This is a genomic window from uncultured Dysosmobacter sp., assembly GCF_947631635.1.
Classification (GTDB): Bacteria; Bacillota; Clostridia; order Oscillospirales; family Oscillospiraceae; genus Oscillibacter.
The window spans coordinates 20,458-37,077 of the sequence record NZ_CANRMB010000001.1 but is presented as its reverse complement, the minus strand read 5'-3'; the positions used below and the strand labels follow the sequence as shown (position 1 = coordinate 37,077).

Genomic DNA, 16,620 nt, shown 5'->3' with positions numbered 1-16,620 from the left:
GACTTTTTCTCCTGTCGTCTTATCGCTCAAAACGCCATTCCACGCAGAAGCATCAAGTCAGTCTTTCAACCCGCTCAAATTGGCTCAACCATTTTCTGGAATAAAAAACACGACTGGCCAAAGTCATGCAATTCGATGCTTGATACTACCAAAAACCCTCGCAATTTTAAAGGGTCTTGCTTTGTAATGCGCCAAAAATGGTTCAACCAATTTCAAAAAACAAAAAGCTTTCGTTTGTCTGCATTATACAACGGCCTTTCCACAAATTCCATATATTAATTTGATAAATTTTTCATGAATTATTTGTTGAAATCCTCAAAAAAGGCATTTATATGCCACATATCCACTTTATTCTCATTGATCACTCACTGCAGGAAAGCACCCTCTTTTAAAGACAAACGGATATGCGTCGCACCTCCCCACAGCATATTTTCCATAAAAAATTCTTTTCTTTTAAAAATTTTTCGTTTATACTGGCCTCACAAATACCAACGCAAAGTGCCGATTGTTTGCGGCACAGAAAGGATTTTCACATGAAACCAAATCCTACCCGTTCTGCCCTGGTGCTGATTGATATGGAAAACGGCTTTGTGGAGCCGAAGGGCGGTCATTGCATCCATTACGCCCGCTCTACGATCCCTGCCTGTGCCCAGGCTTTGAGCCTGGCGCGCAGTAAAGGGATCCCCATTTTCTTTGTCAAGCGCATTTATCGTCCGGATGGCAGCGATGTGGAACTCTCCCGCTATGCTGCCTGGAAAGCCGGCGGCCGTGCCTGCGGCCCTGCCAGTCAGGGTTTTAACAGCGCCCAGGCCCCTGCCGCTCTCCGTCCCCAACCGGGCGACTATACCATCATCAAGCCCCGCTGGAGCGCCTTCTTCCAGACTGAATTGGACCTCATCCTGCGCCGGCTGGACATCCGTACTGTCATCCTGGCCGGCACGACCACTCCAAACTGTATTCGCACCTCCTGTTATGACGCGATTGCCCTGGAGTACAACGCCGTGGTGCTGACGGAGTGCTGTTCCTCTCAGACGGAGGAAATTCAGCGTGTCAACTTGGCGGATATGCAGCGGATTGGCGCTATCCTCTTAGATAACCAGGCTTTTTCTGCCTATGACGAGTTCACCGTTCCAGATACCTCTGCTGCCATCCGCGCCGAAATGGAATCTGCAGACATCATTCCAGAGCCTTTTGAAACTTTCGGCAATTCTGTCGGTTGGGTCGACCGCTGGTGATCTTGCGCAAAACCGCATCCATCAAGCGGCATTTATGGGCCGCGGAAAAGCTATACCGTTTGCGGAGCTGCCAGCCTGGATCGTTTGGTCTGGCCGTATTTTTGCAGCAGCGCGTTCATCGCAGCGATCCGTCCCCCAATTCAGCCGCATGCCGCCCCTCCGATATCGGAGCGGAAAATCAGGTCTTTGCTGGCCCTGTAATTGTCTATGAAAATATATGGACGCGGAATATTGTCACCAATCCCCTCTGCTCCAGATGGCCGCTCCATGAAGCCGCGGCATCTTCGGACAGTTGCTCACAGCCGAAAATCCGGAGGGAAAAACCAGCATCAACGAATTTCGGGCGCTGCTCTTGAAAAAAATTATCCCACACATTTTTGGCTTATCCGGTTCCACTGTATGGGCTTTCGCGGGTATATACGGCCCGCCGAAAGTTGGAAATGACTCAATATATTTGCAGCTTACCATTGGTATTTGGGGAAATAAGGTTGACAAAGCCGGAATATTTGTTAAAATAAATAGAGTTCAAAAGGCGTACGCCTTTCATGGTTTGTGTACAAACCATGATGGTATACTGTGTGCGCCGGACAAAACAAAAATTTTGGAGGTTTGCAATGAAGAAGTTTCTTAGCATGCTGCTGGCACTCGTAATGCTCCTTGCATTGGCGGGCTGCGGCGGCAACAGCGATCCCGCTCCGGCACAGAACGAGGGCGGCAATGACGCTGAACAGGTTCAGAATGAAGAAGCTCCCAGCATGGAGGACGGCATCGGCGACTACCACATCGGCATTGTCACCGGCTCTGTTTCCCAGTCCGAGGATGACCGCCGCGGCGCCGAGGCTTTCCAGGCCAAGTACGGCGAGGATAAGGTCACCCTGGCCATCTATCCCGACAACTTCACTGAGGAACTGGAGACCACGATCCAGACCATCGTCAACATGTCCGATGATCCTCTGATGAAGGCCATCATCGTCAACCAGTCTGTTCCCGGCACCACTGAGGCTTTCCGTCAGATCAAGGAGCGCCGCCCCGACATCATCTGCATCGCCGGCGAGGCCCACGAGGATCTGCCGGAGATCGGTTCCGCTGCCGACCTGGTCTGCAACAACGACTTCGTCTCCCGCGGCTACCTCATCATCCGTACCGCCCACGAGCTGGGCGCCGATACCTTTGTCCATATCTCCTTCCCCCGCCACATGGCCTATGAGACCATGAGCCGCCGCGTGGCTGTCATGCAGGAGGCCTGCAAGGAATTCGGCATGAACTTTGTGCTGGAAACCGCTCCCGATCCCACCTCTGACGTGGGTATCCCCGGCGCTCAGGCCTATATCCTGGAGAACGTTCCCGCGTGGGTCGAGAAGTACGGCAAGAACGCCGCTTACTTCTGCACCAACGACGCCCACACCGAGCCCCTGCTGAAGCAGCTGGTCGAGTACGGCGGCTACTTCATCGAGGCCGACCTGCCCTCTCCTCTGATGGGCTATCCCGGCGCTCTGGGCCTGGATCTGACCGAGGAGGCCGGTGACTTCTCCGCTATCCTGGCCAAGGTCGAGTCCGCTCTGGTGGAAAAGGGCTGCGCCGACCGCTTTGGCACTTGGGCCTACTCCTATGGCTACACCCTGTCCGCCGGCCTTGCTGAGCACGCCAAGAACGTCATCAACGGCGTCAGTGAGATCACCGATATGGACGACGTCGCCGCCGCCCTGCAGGTCTATTCTCCCGAGGCGGAGTGGAACGGCTCCGGCTACACCAACGCCACCACCGGCGTCAAGAGCGACAACGTATTCCTCATCTATCAGGATACCTATATCATGGGCGATCCCGGTCACTACATGGGCAACGCCGAGGTGGAAGTGCCTGAGAAGTATTTCACCGTCAGCTAACGGAACACCAGTGTTTTTCACTGAACGGGGAGGAGGACCTGTCCTCCTCCCCGTTCTGATTAGAGGACTTCCCAGGGGCACCTGGCCTTTTCAGACGGCCCTGGGCGCAGTGAATAAATGAGATTAGGGTGGATGTATGACAACTAACACTAGCCCCTTGCTGCAAATGCAAAATATCAAAAAGGACTTCTTTGGAAACCAGGTCCTCACCGACATCAATTTCACGTTGGGCGAGGGCGAGGTTCTGGGCCTGTGCGGTGAGAACGGCGCGGGCAAGAGCACCCTGATGAAGATCCTCTTCGGCATGGACGTCATTCGGGAGACCGGAGGCTATGGCGGCGACGTCCTGATCAACGGTCAAAAGGTGGAGTTCAACACCCCCTTTGACGCGCTGAAGGCGGGCATCGGCATGGTACACCAGGAATTTTCCCTGATCCCCGGCTTCACCGCCACGGAAAATATCCTGTTGAACCGGGAGCCCCAGAAGAAGAACGTAGTTTCAGAGGTGTTCGGCGAACGGCTGAACACGCTGGATTATAAGGAGATGGACCGGCGCTCCGCTGAGGCCATCGAGAAAATGGGCGTGGAGATCGACTCGAAAATGGTCATCAGTGACATGCCTGTTGGTCACAAGCAGTTTACGGAGATCGCCCGTGAACTGAGCAAGGACCAGTTGAAGCTCCTCATTTTGGATGAGCCCACCGCCGTACTGACGGAGAAGGAGGCGGAGGCCCTGCTGTCCTCCATTCGGAATATGGCAGCCCAGGGCATCTCCGTGATCTTTATCACCCACCGCCTCCATGAGATCCTTGCCGTGTGCGACAAGGTGGTGGTCATGCGGGACGGCTATGTGGTCAAGGACGTTCCCGCCGCGGAGACCAGCGTGGAGGAGATCACCCGGTGGATGGTGGGCCGTGATGTGCAGAGCGCCGCCGTCTCGGCTGGAGAGGTTCGGAGCCACGAGGACGCCAAGACCATCCTGTCTATCAAGAACCTCTGGGTGGACATGCCCGGTGAGACGGTGCGAAACGTGAGCCTCGATGTGAAGGAAGGAGAGATCCTGGGCATCGGCGGTCTGGCGGGCCAGGGCAAGCTGGGGATCCCCAACGGCGTCATGGGCCTGTACGAGGCCGGCGGAAGAGTGGAGTTCGACGGGAAGGAGATCCCGCTGAACAACCCCCGGCGGTGTTTGGACAGCTCTCTGGCCTTTGTTTCAGAGGACCGGCGAGGCGTGGGCCTGCTTTTGGACGAGAGCCTGGAGTGGAACATCGCCTTCCCCGCCATGCAGATCCAGAACAAGTTTTTGAAAAATCTGTTGGGCGGCGTCATCAAATGGCGGGATGAAAGAGCCATCCACCAGGTGACCCAGAAGTATATCGACGAATTGCAGATCAAGTGCACAAGCTCCAAGCAGAAGGCAAAGGAGCTCTCCGGCGGCAACCAGCAGAAGGTGTGTCTGGCCAAGGCCTTTGCCCTGGAGCCGAAGTTTCTCTTTGTCTCTGAGCCTACCCGCGGCATCGACGTGGGCGCCAAAGCCCTGGTGCTGGACGCGCTGAAGCGGTTCAACCGGGACAGCGGCGTCACTGTGGTCATGATCTCCTCCGAGCTGGAGGAGCTGCGTCAGACCTGCGACCGGATCGCCATTGTCTCCGGCGGGCAGGTCGCCGGCATCCTGCCCGCAGCGGCATCCTCGGAGGAGTTCGGTATGCTGATGATCAGCAAGGTCGTGTAAGGGAGGTGGATCGTAATGAGTAATAAGAAAAAAGACTATAATCTGAACAGTCCGTCCAAATTCACTGATGAAATGAAGACGATTCCGCCTGCGCGCCGGCTTACGGCGCAGGAAAAGACGCAGATGTCCCCGCTGCAGGCAATGGTGGCCTCCTACGGTCTGCCCCGGCTCCTCATCACGGGCTTCCTGCTGGTGCTGTTTATTCTGACGCCCTTCGTGGACGTGGACCTGGTCACCCAGATCACCAATATCATCAACCGTTTCAGCTGGAACGCAGTGCTGGTGCTGGCCATGGTGCCCATGATCCACTCCGGCTGCGGGCTGAACTTCGGTCTGCCCCTGGCCATCATCTGCGGACTGCTGGGCAGTACGCTGTCCATCCAGTTCGGCTTCACCGGCCCCCTGAGCTTTGTGGCGGCGGTGGTCATCGCCACCCCCTTCGCGATCCTCCTGGGCGGCGGCTACGGGCTTCTGCTCAACCGCATCAAGGGCGGCGAGATGATGATCGCCACCTATGTGGGCTTTTCGGTCATGTCCTTCTTCTGCATGATGTGGCTGCTGCTGCCCTATTCCGCCCCCACGATGGTGTATGGCCTGTCGGCCAGCGGCCTGCGGCCTACCATCTCCCTGGACGGCTTTTACAACCAGGTGCTGGCCGGCTTCCTGGAGATAGACTTTGGTGAGATCGCAGGCAAGCTGGGCATCAGCCTGGGTGCGCTGGAGAAGCTGGTGATCCCCACCGGCTCCCTGCTGGTCTTTGTGCTGCTGGCTTTCCTGATGTGGGCATTCCTGCACACCAAGACCGGCACCGCCATGACGGCGGTGGGCTCCAATCCCACCTTTGCCCGGGCTGCCGGCATCAACGTGGACCGGACCCGGATGCTGTCCGTCATCATGTCCACCTGGCTGGGCGCCATAGGCATTCTGATCTACCAGCAGGGCTTCGGCTTCATCCAGCTGTATAATGCCCCCAATAACCTGACTATGCCGACTGTGGCCGCCATTCTCATCGGCGGCGCCTCGGTGAACAAGGCGTCCATCAGCAATGTCATCATCGGCACGATCCTCTTCCAGGGCATCGTGACCATGACGCCCACGGTGATGAACTCTGCGATTCACATGGACATGAGCGAGGTCATCCGGATCATTGTCTCCCAGGGCATGATCCTCTACGCGCTGACCAGAAAGGTGAAGGGATCCAAATGAAAAAGAAGAACATCCCTGCCGGCAAGAAGGCGCTTGAATTGGTGCGCGGCAATGCCGTGCCCATTATGTTTGTCATCATCTGCGCGATTTTCATTCCCATGGCGGGCTTCTCCCCCAGCTATCTGCTCAACGAGATCATCACCCGTATGGGCCGGAACCTGTTCCTGGTGCTCTGCCTGCTGTTCCCCATCATGGCGGGCATGGGATTGAACTTTGCCATGACCCTGGGGGCCATGGGCGCGGAAATCGCCGTCATCCTGGTGGCGGACTGGCAGATTTGGGGCATCCCCGGCGTGGTGCTGTCCATGATCCTGTCCATTCCCTTCTCCGCCCTGCTGGGCTTCATCTGCGGCACGCTTCAGAACATGGCCAAGGGCCGTGAGATGATCACCAGCTATATCATCAACTTCTTTATCAACGGCTGGTATCAGCTGATCGTGCTGTATATCATGGGTTCCATCATTCCCATCATCCACGCCAGCATCATGCTGCCCCGCGGCTACGGCATCCGAAACACAGTGAGCCTGCTGAACATGCGTCAGTGTCTGGATGACCTGCTGGCCGTCCGCATCGGCGGTGTGAAGATCCCCGTGTTCACCTTTATCCTGGTGGGCCTGATGTGCCTGTTCATCATCTGGTTCCGGCGGACCAAGCTGGGTCAGGACATGCGGGCCGTGGGCCAGGACATGGACGTGGCCCGTGACGCAGGCATCAACGTGGACCGGACCCGGATCATCTCGGTCGTCATGTCCACGGTGTGCGCCGGCTTCGGCATGGTCATCTATCTGCAGAACATCGGCAATCTGCCCACCTACACCGGACACTCCCAGATCGGCATGTTCTGCATCGCCGCGCTTCTGGTGGGCGGAGCGTCAGTGGAAAAGGCATCCATCGGCAACGCTTTCCTGGGCGTGATCCTGTTCCATCTGATGTTCATCGTAGCCCCCGGCGCGGGTGCGTTCATCACCGGCGACTCCATGGTGGGCGAGTATTTCCGTGTGTTCCTGTCCTACGGCGTCATCGCCCTTGCCCTCATCATGTATGAGGCCAAGAAGCGCATGGCCAAGAGCAAGGCAGGCCGGGAGCTGGCCGAGGCCCAGAAAGAAAAGGAGGCCGCGGAATGAAATCAAAACGAAGGATTGCTTTTTCACTCCTGCTGGTGCTGATCCTGGTGGGGATCGCCGCCTGCATGATGGTCATTGGCCGGGGCCACACCGTCTACTTTGACAACAAGACGCTGGAGGACTATAACGGCCAGGAGTACAAGGCCGCCCACAAGGTGGTGGTCACGGTCAAGGGCGAGGAAGTTGCCAAGCTGGGCAAACGCGAGCGCGGCATGGCCGTCTGGATCGGCCAGAACTTCAAAATGACCCTGGAGGTCACCCAGGAGAAGGGCGATGAGCCGGAGGTCCGGACGATCAGCCTGAAGCTGCCCTACAGCGTGGACGGCATCGTGGTAAACCTGCCTGCTCTTTTGGCCGGGCTGCCTGAGGACGCCTGGTTCTCTGAGTTTGTTCCCGTTGAGACGGAGAGCGTGGACGAAGAAGTTCCCGGCACCGGTGACGAGTTCGGGCTTGACGGCGGCCTGGGTCTTGAAGGCGACCTGGGCACCGGAGACATTCCGGTTGGCTAACCAGAGGACCGCCCCGCCGATGGCGGGGCGGTCCGTTTTTTGTATAAATGAAAACCACGGGCTAAGCCCGTGGTTCTAAAAAGGCTAAGCCTATGCGGAGAAAAATGAGAAGAAAAGAGACCAAAGAAAGCAACCAGGTTGAGTACAAGCACGAATATAGACATTGGAACTAAATGAAAAGAACCCAAGCAAGAAAAAGTCTCGGAGAGACGAAAAAGACTGCACCCCACCGCCGATAAAAATCGGCAGCAGGGCACAGATGCAGTAGAAATAAAATTCGAAAGCCTTTAGGCTTTGCCAGTAAAAGCCCCTTATAGGGGCGAGTGCAGGCCACCCGTTATACGGGTGGTCCTGACTCAGATTCACTTCAATGAAGGAGAAAGTGCAATATGGCTGTTTTATCGGGCTTGGAACCCAAAATGGTATTTGAGTACTTTGAAAAGCTTTGCTCGGTCCCCCATGGCAGCGGCAATACAAAGCAGATCAGCGATATGTGTGTGGAATTTGCCAAGGAACTGGGCCTTCCATGGCGGCAGGACGCGGTCAACAATGTGGTCATCTGGAAGGATGCCAGCCCCGGCTGCGAGGGCGCGGACCCCATCATCCTCCAGGGCCACATCGACATGGTGTGCGTCAAGACGGAGGACTGCGCCAAGGATATGGCGAAGGAGGGCCTGGACCTGGTCACCGACGGGACCTGGGTGTGGGCGGATAAGACCTCTCTGGGCGGAGATAACGGTATCGCCGTGGCGATGATCCTGGCCATCCTGGCTGACGACTCGCTGCCCCATCCGCCGCTGGAGGCGGTCTTTACCGTGGACGAGGAGGTAGGCATGGACGGGGCCTTTGCCCTGGACTGCTCCGACTTGAAGGGACGGAAGCTGGTCAACCTGGACTCGGAGGAGGAGGGCGTCTTTACCGTCTCTTGCGCCGGCGGCGTGCGGCTGGACTGCTTCCTGCCCGGCGAGCAGGTTCCGCTGCAAGGGGAGACCGGGTATACCGTCACTCTGGGAGGCCTGCTGGGCGGGCACTCCGGCGCGGAGATCGACAAGGGCCGGGCCTCCGCCAACCAGGTGATGGGCCGGGTGCTATACAGCGCCATGGAACGGATCGCGGGACTGCGGCTGGCGGGTATCCGGGGCGGCAGGTTCGACAACGTGATCTGCTCCGGCAATCAGGCCGTGGCTGCCGTGCCCGCGGAGCGGGCACGGGAGTTTGAGGCTTTCATCCGGGAATTCGACGGCGTGCTGAAAAATGAGTACGCGGGCTGTGATGATGGAATCACCCTGACCTGTAACCAGGCCGCTGTGGACAGCGCACTTTCCAAAGAGGCGACGGCGAATATCCTCCGTACGCTGCTGGCGGTCCCACAGGGGGTTCAGGCGATGAATGTGGATTTCCCCGGCCTGGTACAGACCTCCCTGAATCTGGGGGTGATGGACCTGAAAGAGGACGGGCTTCATTTCACCATCTCCGTCCGCTCCTGCATCGCCTCTCAGAAGGCGATGATCGTCCAGCGCCTGCGGGCCATCCTGGCACTGGGCGGCGGAACGCTGGCGGAGCGGGCCGACTATCCCGGCTGGCAGTACAACCGGAGTTCTGCCCTGCGGGAGGATATTCTAGCGGCATACCGGAGGGTGAGCGGCAAAGAGGGCAAGATCGAGGCTACCCACGGAGGGCTGGAGTGCGGCTTGTTTATAGAGAAACTGCCGGGACTGGACGCAGTGTCCCTGGGCCCGGAGATCCGCGATGTCCATTCCGTCCAGGAACGGCTGAACGCGGCTTCCGCCCAGCGGGTATATGCCGTGGTATGCGAGCTACTGAAACAGGAGGCGGCTGCGGGCGGTATTTGAAACGCGGCGATATATACCCGGATAAAAATGCGGTCAAGCCGTTGAACGCTCAAGGCGGTGAAGCCGTTGGTACGCGACGGCTTCCGGACAAAAATATACAAATTGACGCTAAGTGACGCACCAAAGCCCTGAGGCCGTAAGGCCCCAGGGCTTATCTTTATATGAATTCTTTCACTGTGCTCTGCTGTATAGATTCAGGTTCCTCTACTGGTGCCTCTATTTTGGAAGGTTCCGTTTCTGAGGCGACCGTTTCTGCAGGTGTTTCCTGCGGGGGTGGGTCTGCAGGCTGACCGCCTCTGCCACACGCCGATGCCATCAGAAGTATTGTGATTGCCAGCATGATCATGATATTCTTTTCATAACGCATCCTCCATTTCTCTATTGCTGTCTTGGTACCGGTAACACTGAGACCGCACTTTTTTATTTGTTCCGGAAATCCACAACAATTACACGATCTCACAGATCGGCGCGTCCGCCCGGAGGTAAGTCCGAACCAGGAACCGGATATTCTCCAATTCCGCACAGTCCATCTCGTTGACTACGCAGATGATGTCCAGCAGCTCCAGAGCGCACCTGCGTTCCAGCGCTTTGTAGTATAGAATGGCAGCCTTGTCTCCCTGAAGGATCCCCGGCTGATGGAGGCGTATGAAGCCCCCATACCGGCGGAGGCAGTGAAGAAGCTTCTGCTGCCCGGCGAGATCGTGGACCTTTCCAACGCTGCGGAGCAGTTGACCGGCTACCACCGGAAGACCATCCATGAAGTAAAAAACGGCTGAGGGACGGCGGCGGCGCGGAATTGGGCCTGCTGTACTGCTTGTGCTCCGCCCGTGCGCTGGCGTCCTATGAGGCCACCGCGCGGGCGGAGCATCTGAAAGGTTTAACGAACCACCAGAAAGTCAAAGCCGCGAGGACCAGGGCAAAAAAATAAAGCCGTTTGACAAAGCAGCTTTATTTCATATTTAAGCCAATGCGCCAACAAACATACAAATAATTGCGGGAATCAAGATTCCTACACACAGCCAGAAGTTGCGATCCAATTGTTCAAAGGGCTTAACACCGTCGAGATATTCGAATTTATGGTCAGAAAACCACCGGAAGCCAAATATGCAGCCAACAAACGCAAGAAGAAGTCCTAACCAAAACATGAGAATCACCTCAGATTTATTGTATGTCACGTGGAAAGTGTTGTCAAGGTGACGGAAATACCTGAAACATCGCTTGTTATAGGATTACAATAGATATTGGACAGATAAACAAAAAGAGATGAAGGATAGAGCCCCATCGGTTAAAGTTGAATTGCCAGACGCCAACTTGACGAGAGGAGGTCATATCCTTCATGAGCAAGCGTATAACACAGGATATGGCATATAGGCAATCATTGATGAAGTACGCTGAGAAATACGGCGTGAGCTGCACCAGCCGGCCACCCAGGATCTTTGTTTATAAAAGCCAACAATTCCCTGACCTGGCCCGCATTGCGGCGCGAATCAGCAGGCGGGCGCAGCGTGCCCACCTGCTTTTATCCTGTACGATTTTCGACGGGCACGTTCACCCCTCTTCTTTGTTATGATGTATCATTTTGGCCGTCTGTTTCTCGAACAGACTTCTTCTCTTTGCCCTCGGCCATCCGGCCGTTGAAAGTAGGTATGGGCTTCTGGCCGCAAAAAAGCGTTTGGCTGCCGCAAGCGGCAGCCAAACGCTCTTCTTGCCCCACCCTCGAGTGGGGCCTTCTTTGCAGCAATATACGCTCTGTGGCTGTGAGCCTCCCTGAAATGAACGATCATAGGGAGCTGTTGAGCGGGTCGCACCGGAAATAAGCGGCGCAGTTTTCCTGCGCCTGCCGGAGCGCCTCTTCCGCCGGACAGACGCGCAGGACCGCTTTTTGGATTTGGGACGCCAAGATGTTCTCCAATTGCAGCTCACTGAAGTTGCTGTAATAGACGCTGTTGCCCCGCCGTTCAGCGCTGGGAAAGCTTTTGCGGGCCGTGGACAGCCACGGATATATCTCATTGATGTCCCGGTTGCTGTATGCGGATCTGCAGGGCGACAGCCCTCCCAGCATAGTGAATACGGGAGCAACCAGGTCGGAATACAGCCAGGATAAAAATGCGTAGGCGGTTTTGGGATAAGCGCAGTCCCGGGTGATGCCCACCACGCCGCCGCCGAGCAGCGGTCTCCCCCCGGGGACGGGTGCATATCCCAGCTTTCCAGCAATGCTGGACATCTTGAGATTCAGAATATGCGACGCATAGTTGATGAACACCACCGTCATGGCAGCGGAGCCGTCCGCAAAACCCTCCAGCGCGTTTTTCCAGAAGTCATATACGGTCCTGTCGGAATACGTATAGGTCTCCTGGTAGTTTCGCAGCGCACGCAGAGCCTCCGGGGTATCGATGGTGATGCGGCCCTGACGGTCCAGCAAACTGCCGCCCTCCTCATACAGCCGCGGCATAAACTCACTGGGACTGACCGACACATTGCCCACGGCTACCGTGGAACCAAACTGTACGGGAGACGACGGATTGTGGCTGCGGGTAAAAAAGCTGGCGATCTGATTATACTCCGCGAAGGTCTTTGGGACATCCAACTCCTTTCGAACCATTTCATAGTACATCCGCTTATAAGTGGGATCTGTGAACAGGTCCCGCCGGTAAAACATCAGCTGTGTGCTGGGGTCATAGGGCACGCAATAGCGGACTCCCCGAGACAGCGTATAATTCTCGCCCAGCTCTGGGATCGTCTGCGCCAGAAGGCCATCCCAATCAAAGGGGAGCTGATCCAGCGGGCAAAAAATGCGTTCCGCCAGTTCGTCCATCCAGGCCACGTCTATCCGGATCATATCGTACCGGCTGTGGGCCGGAGTCTGCACCACATCGTATACATCCCGCAGGGATGGGAGCACCGTCATTTCCAGATGGATGCCGGTGCTTTTTTCCAGATAGGGAAGCAGATGAGATAGGGCGGTGGTGGAGGGCGACGCCACCGTCAGCATGCGGAGGCACTGCTCTGTCAACGCCGGGGCCGCGGCAGGCAGCCGAAAGCCGTTGTTTGAAAGGGAGAGCGCCGGCGGCAGCGGCGCTTTGCCCTCCAGACGATTCAGCAGCAGCTTCACGATCTTATGCGCCAGCCGCTTGTGATCCAATTCGTACACCAGAGCGGAGGGATCCGTCAGGGCGGTCCTGGAGGCTACCGTGATCATCGGCGGCAGGGGATGGTGGCTTGCATAAGCGCAGGCGGACCGCAGAGCGGCCTCCCGCTGCCGGTCTGTGCAGACAAGATAATCATATGCCGTGTCCGGGTCAAAAAATTCAAACGCCCGCAGCTCGACCTGATGGTTCGGGCAGTCCAACGCTGTCACGGTCGGGTCGTTTTTGGCATAGACCGATTGAAAGCCCTGGAGAAACAAGCCCGCGTCCGGTGACGCCGGGGGTTCTGTAAAGATGCCGATCCGCTTTGCGCCTCGTCCGTGAATATAACGGGCGATCTCCCTCCCCGCCCCTGCGGGGTCAAAGCCAGCGTACATCACATCCTCATAAGCCGGTCCGCTTCTCTGCAAAAAAACGATGGGGATATCCGCGGCTTCCTTGCGATAGTGGGCTACTGCGTCCGGCAGGCAGGAACTGCTGATGACCGCGCTGACCCGCGCCGTCAGCGCGTCCGCCAGCATCGCCGTCTCCGTCGTCTCCATAGAGCGTGTAGAATACAGCTGTACGGTGTAGCCTCTCTGAACGAACTCACTCTGGAACACCTCATACATGGCGGCATACTGCTGGTCTTCAATACCGGGCAGCAATACGGCGATGGCCCGATCCCGGCCACCCTGCCGCAGGCTCTGGGCCTTGCCGTTGACTTTATAGCCCAGTTTTTCCGCAGCCTGCCACACCAGCCGGATCTTTTCCACGCTGACATTTCCCCGGCCGTTGATCACATTGGAAACCGTTCCGTGGGAGACGCCAGCCTCCCGGGCAATATCCTTGATCGTAGGCATACGGAGGCCTCCTCTCTCATTCTATGGTATTATGATACAATGTTCCGTCCAACTTCGCAAGGAAAAAGCTCGCAAAGCGGAGCTGTGAAAATTGCATAAAGTTTGTGTAAAATAAATGTATGGTTTGCAAAAAGTTGAGTGGATATGGTTAATTTTACGAAAAATAAATTGACACGTTCCAAAAATGATGATACGGTAAGAACAAGAGGAGATCACATCCTCAATATTTTGCCTGATGAAAAGGAGATGTATCACATGAAGAAGTTCCTCAGCCTGGCTCTTGCACTCATGATGATTCTGTCCTTGGCCGCCTGCGGCGGCAAGGAGGAGCCCGCTCCCGAAAAAGAACCCGAGCAGACTGAACAGCCCAGCGAGGAGACCAAGACCGGCGGCAAGCTGGTGGTCTATTCCGCGCTGAACGAGGACAACACCATCGCCATCGCGGATCAGTTCAAAAAGGACACCGGCATTGAGATCGAATACATCTCTCTGGGCGGCGGCGATGCCGTAGCCCGCGTGCAGGCTGAGATGGGCAATCCCAAAGCCGACGTTTTGGTGGGCGGCTCCGTGGACCTGTACGGCTCCCTTGCGGAGGCCGGCGCCTTTGAGGCCTATGACTCTCCCAACAACGACGATCTGGACACCCGCTTTAACGATCCCAACCATTTCTGGCAGGGCTGGTACATGGGCGTGCTGAGCATCATCATCAATGAGGACCGCTTTGAAAAAGAGCTGGCCCCCAAGGGCGTCAAGATGCCCGAGACATGGGACGACCTGCTGGATCCCAACTACAAGAATGTCTTTGTGTGGGCCAATCCCACCACAGCCGGTGGCGCTTACATCGCCACTGCCTGTCAGATCTTCCGCCTGGGTGAGGATGCCGCCTGGGACTACCTGAAGGAGCTGGACAAAAACGTCCACCACTACTATAAGGGTGCCGGCGATGTCATCAGCCCGGTCGCCACGGGTGAGTTCATCGCTTCCATCGCCTGGGGTCATGACAGCTTCAAAACCCAGAAGGAGGGCTATCCCCTGAAGCTCATCATCCCCAAGCAGACCGCTTATGAGATCGGCGGCTCCGCCATCGTCAAGGGCGGCCCCAACACAGAAAACGCCAAGGTGTTCATCGACTGGCTGCTGACGAAGGAAGCCCAGGAGCTGAGCGTCGCCACCTCTTACCGGTATCCCGTCCGCGATGATGTGGCCGCCCCCGAGGGCCTGCCCGCTCTGAACGAGGTGGACCTGGTGGACTATGACCGTGACCAGGCCGCTTCCATGAAAGAAGCCGTTCTTGAGAAGTTTGACGCTGAGATCACTTCAAACCGCGCCTGATATCCCCGACCACTTCTATTTTTACAAGAAGGCGCCTGCCTGCTGTACAGGCAGGCGCCTTCTTCCTCAATCACCTGATTACCTGCGGAAGGAGTGAAGCCCATGGCTGCCGGAACCTCTGTCCGGGAATCTCTGAAAGAGATGAAGCGGCTGAAGAACGAGCCGCTGCTCCTGCTGGCCATTATCGTTATCATCTTATTTGTCGGTTTCTTTGTCGTCTATCCTGTGATCAAAGTCATCCTTTTCCCCGGCGCGGAAGATTATATGCAGCTCTTCCACAAGGCCCGCTGGTTCAAGGCTGTGAAAAACAGCCTGTTTATGACCTTGATCTCCACTATCTCCTGCACAGCGGTGGCATTTCTGTTCGCCTATGTCATCGCCCGTCTGGATGTTCCCTGCAAAAAGCTGTTTCGCTTTGTGACCCTGCTCCCCATCGTTTCCCCGCCCTTTATCGTGGCGCTCAGCTATATCCTGCTCTTTGGCGTTCAGGGCATCGTCACCAAGCAGCTTTTGGGACTTCAGGTGGATATCTACGGCCGTCTCGGTCTTTGGATCGTGCAGACCGTCACCTTCTTTCCCTATGCCTACTCCGTCATTTATGGCGTGATCCGCTCCATCTCCACCAACCTGGAGTATGCGGCTTACAATATGGGCGCTACCCGCTGGCAGGTGTTCCGGGACGTGTTTTGGCCGCTGTGCCGCCCCGGCGTGGCCGGCGGCGCGCTGGTGGCGGCCATCAATGTGCTGACCGACTTCGGCAACCCGCAGATGATCGGCGGCGATCTGGCCCTGCTCCCCACAGAGGCGTATATGCAGATCTCCGGCTGGTACGATATGAAAACCGCTTCCGTGCTGGCGGTGGCGCTACTGATCCCCGCCGTGGTGCTGTTTTTGGTACAGCGGTTCTGGGTCGGCCGGCGCTCCTATGTCACCATCACCGGCAAGGAGATCTCCTTGAATCCCTTCCCGGTCCCCAAGTGGGTCAAGTGGACGCTGTTCGGCCTTACAATGTTCATTTCCCTGTTTATCCTGCTGGTCTACGGCACGCTCTGCTACGGTGCCTTCACCAAGGCCTGGGGATATGACTGGACGCTGACCATGGAAAATATCCAGTACGTGTTCCAGAAGGGCCATCAGATCTGGAACTCGATCCGCTATGCCTTCTGTGCCTCCCTGGGCGCCGCGTTTTTGGCCATGGTGCTGGCGTACATCGTACAAAAAAAGCAGGTCGGTGTCAACAAGCTGTTGGACTTCCTTGGCATCCTGCCAGGAGCCATTCCCGGTATGTTCCTGGGCATCGGCTTCGTCATGGCGTTCAACACGCCTCCGCTGGAGCTGACGGGCACCTCCATCATCATGATCCTGGCACTGTTATTCTGGAACATCCCCACCTGTTACAGCTCCGCCACGGCTGGCCTGCAGCAGATCGGCGCCTCCGTGGAGGACGCGGCTTTGAACCTAGGTGCCAACAGCTTCCGATCTTTCAAGGATGTGATCATCCCGCTACTGAAGGCCCCCTTTATGTCCAGCTTCGTGTTGTCGTTCCTGCGGTCCGTCACCTGCTTGAGCGTTGTGATCTTCCTGTACGCGCCGGCCACCACAGTGGGAACAGTTTCCGTTATGGTGCTGGTCCAGAGCGGCCAGTGGGGCGAGGCCGCGGCCTTTACCCTTGTATTGATCACTATTGCGTTCACAGTCTTGAAATTGGCCCAGTGGATCCTCGGCAAGCAGGGCATTGAGTTGGAATTGTAAGGAGGC

11 protein-coding genes are annotated in these 16,620 nt (G+C 56.7%); 10 read left to right on the top strand and 1 reads right to left on the bottom strand.

The features are described from left to right. The first annotated feature begins 404 nt into the window (after positions 1 to 404). The 8 genes from Q0Z71_RS00155 to Q0Z71_RS00120 all read left to right on the top strand — a co-directional run bounded on the left by Q0Z71_RS00155 (position 405) and on the right by Q0Z71_RS00120 (position 10,318). Positions 405 to 1,235, top strand: a complete 831-nt coding sequence (locus Q0Z71_RS00155) for a cysteine hydrolase family protein (RefSeq protein WP_298016432.1) — start codon at positions 405 to 407, stop codon at positions 1,233 to 1,235. A 614-nt stretch (positions 1,236 to 1,849) separates the two neighbouring features. Beyond that, complete coding sequence (locus Q0Z71_RS00150; protein ID WP_298016429.1) at positions 1,850 to 3,118, top strand: DUF3798 domain-containing protein; 1,269 nt, start codon at positions 1,850 to 1,852, stop codon at positions 3,116 to 3,118. A 136-nt stretch (positions 3,119 to 3,254) separates the two neighbouring features. Further along, positions 3,255 to 4,850 (top strand): sugar ABC transporter ATP-binding protein, encoded by a 1,596-nt coding sequence (locus Q0Z71_RS00145; RefSeq protein WP_298016427.1) that lies wholly within the window; start codon positions 3,255 to 3,257, stop codon positions 4,848 to 4,850. 123 nt (positions 4,851 to 4,973) lie between these two features. After that, positions 4,974 to 6,056, top strand: coding sequence for an ABC transporter permease subunit (locus tag Q0Z71_RS00140; RefSeq protein ID WP_298016424.1), 1,083 nt, complete (start codon positions 4,974 to 4,976; stop codon positions 6,054 to 6,056). Then, complete coding sequence (locus tag Q0Z71_RS00135) at positions 6,053 to 7,180, top strand: ABC transporter permease (RefSeq protein ID WP_298016421.1); 1,128 nt, start codon at positions 6,053 to 6,055, stop codon at positions 7,178 to 7,180. Before Q0Z71_RS00140 ends, Q0Z71_RS00135 begins: the two co-directional genes overlap by 4 nt. Next, positions 7,177 to 7,689 (top strand): DUF6672 family protein, encoded by a 513-nt coding sequence (locus tag Q0Z71_RS00130; RefSeq protein WP_298016417.1) that lies wholly within the window; start codon positions 7,177 to 7,179, stop codon positions 7,687 to 7,689. Before Q0Z71_RS00135 ends, Q0Z71_RS00130 begins: the two co-directional genes overlap by 4 nt. 389 nt (positions 7,690 to 8,078) lie before the next feature. Continuing rightward, complete coding sequence (locus tag Q0Z71_RS00125) at positions 8,079 to 9,542, top strand: aminoacyl-histidine dipeptidase (RefSeq protein ID WP_298016415.1); 1,464 nt, start codon at positions 8,079 to 8,081, stop codon at positions 9,540 to 9,542. 635 nt (positions 9,543 to 10,177) lie between these two features. Further along, positions 10,178 to 10,318 carry a phage tail assembly chaperone gene (locus Q0Z71_RS00120; protein WP_298016412.1) on the top strand — a complete coding sequence of 47 codons (141 nt, stop codon included), beginning with the start codon at positions 10,178 to 10,180 and terminating at the stop codon, positions 10,316 to 10,318. 1,004 nt (positions 10,319 to 11,322) lie between these two features. Here the strand turns inward: Q0Z71_RS00120 and Q0Z71_RS00115 are convergent. Next, on the bottom strand, positions 11,323 to 13,530 hold the full coding sequence (locus Q0Z71_RS00115; RefSeq protein WP_298016409.1) for an extracellular solute-binding protein: 2,208 nt from the start codon (positions 13,528 to 13,530) through the stop codon (positions 11,323 to 11,325). Positions 13,531 to 13,785: 255 nt separating this feature from the next. Here Q0Z71_RS00115 and Q0Z71_RS00110 point away from each other — a divergent pair, with 255 nt between their 5' ends. Beyond that, positions 13,786 to 14,862, top strand: a complete 1,077-nt coding sequence (locus Q0Z71_RS00110) for an ABC transporter substrate-binding protein (RefSeq protein ID WP_298016406.1) — start codon at positions 13,786 to 13,788, stop codon at positions 14,860 to 14,862. A 102-nt stretch (positions 14,863 to 14,964) separates the two neighbouring features. Continuing rightward, complete coding sequence (locus tag Q0Z71_RS00105; protein ID WP_298016403.1) at positions 14,965 to 16,614, top strand: iron ABC transporter permease; 1,650 nt, start codon at positions 14,965 to 14,967, stop codon at positions 16,612 to 16,614. Positions 16,615 to 16,620: the final 6 nt, after the last annotated feature.